The organism is Nonomuraea turkmeniaca, from assembly GCF_005889735.1.
Lineage (GTDB): Bacteria > Actinomycetota > Actinomycetes > Streptosporangiales > Streptosporangiaceae > Nonomuraea > Nonomuraea turkmeniaca.
Map to the genome: position 1 here is coordinate 1 of NZ_VCKY01000573.1, position 782 is coordinate 782.

Annotated in this window: 1 protein-coding gene; it reads left to right on the forward strand. The window is 64.6% G+C overall.

Translation table 11 applies throughout. The features are described from left to right. Window positions 1-782 (forward strand): AAA family ATPase (locus ETD86_RS54590; protein ID WP_138674419.1); only part of this gene is annotated, 782 nt, incomplete at both ends.

A 782-nucleotide genomic window follows, 5' to 3' on the forward strand; every position in this document is an offset into this window, starting at 1 on the left:
TCGCAGCGTCTGCTGCGCATGGAGGACGAGCTCCACAAGCGGATCATCGGTCAGGACGACGCCATCAAGGGTCTGTCGCGGTCCATCCGGCGTACCCGCGCCGGGTTGAAGGACCCGCGCCGTCCCGGTGGTTCGTTCATCTTCGCGGGTCCTTCCGGTGTCGGTAAGACGGAGTTGTCCAAGGCTCTGGCGGAGTTCCTCTTCGGTGATGAGGATGCGCTGATCAGCTTGGACATGTCGGAGTTCATGGAGAAGCACACCGTCTCCAGGCTGTTCGGCTCGCCTCCCGGCTACGTCGGCTACGAGGAGGGCGGCCAGCTGACGGAGAAGGTGCGGCGCAAGCCGTTCTCCGTGGTGCTGTTCGACGAGATCGAGAAGGCCCACCCCGACATCTTCAACTCGCTGTTGCAGATCCTGGAGGACGGTCGGCTGACCGACGCCCAGGGCCGGGTGGTGGACTTCAAGAACACGGTCGTCATCATGACCACCAACCTCGGCACCCGGGACATCTCCAAGGGCATCGGGGTCGGGTTCGCCAAGTCCGACGACGCCGACTCCAACTACGGCCGGATGGAGGCGACGGTGCAGGAGGAGCTCAAGCAGCACTTCCGGCCCGAGTTCCTCAATCGTGTCGACGACATCGTGGTCTTCCACCAGCTGACGCCGGCCGAGATCATCAAGATCGTGGATCTGATGCTCGCCCAGGTCGACGCCCGGCTGAAGGACCGCGACATGGGGCTCGACGTCTCGCCCGACGCCAAGCAGCTGCTGGCCGACCGCGG